Source organism: Sabulibacter ruber (assembly GCF_017355955.1).
GTDB lineage: Bacteria > Bacteroidota > Bacteroidia > Cytophagales > Hymenobacteraceae > Nibribacter > Nibribacter ruber_A.
Genome location: NZ_JAFFID010000181.1, coordinates 1 through 252 on the forward strand (window position 1 = coordinate 1; position 252 = coordinate 252).

The following is a 252-nucleotide window of genomic DNA, read 5'->3' on the forward strand; positions in this document are numbered from 1 at the left end:
ACAACGACGCCTACGCCGCCTCGCTCGGGCCGGAGAAGCACCCGGCCATCCTGGGCATGCCGGGCCGGGACGCCTTTCCGGAGGCCTGGCCGCTCATCGGCCCGCAGATCGACCATGTCATGTCTGGGCAGGGGGCCACCTGGAACGAAGACCAGCTCCTGCCCATGACGCGCCACGGGCAGAAGGAGGAGGTCTGGTGGACCTACGGCTTCAGCCCGATCGGTGACGAGGACCAGCCGGGCGGCGTCGGCG

1 pseudogene is annotated in these 252 nt (G+C 70.6%); it reads left to right on the forward strand.

Annotation, left to right across the window (positions count from 1 at the left end):
• Positions 1–252: pseudogene (locus tag JT719_RS24965) on the forward strand (PAS domain-containing sensor histidine kinase); the annotation flags it as partial.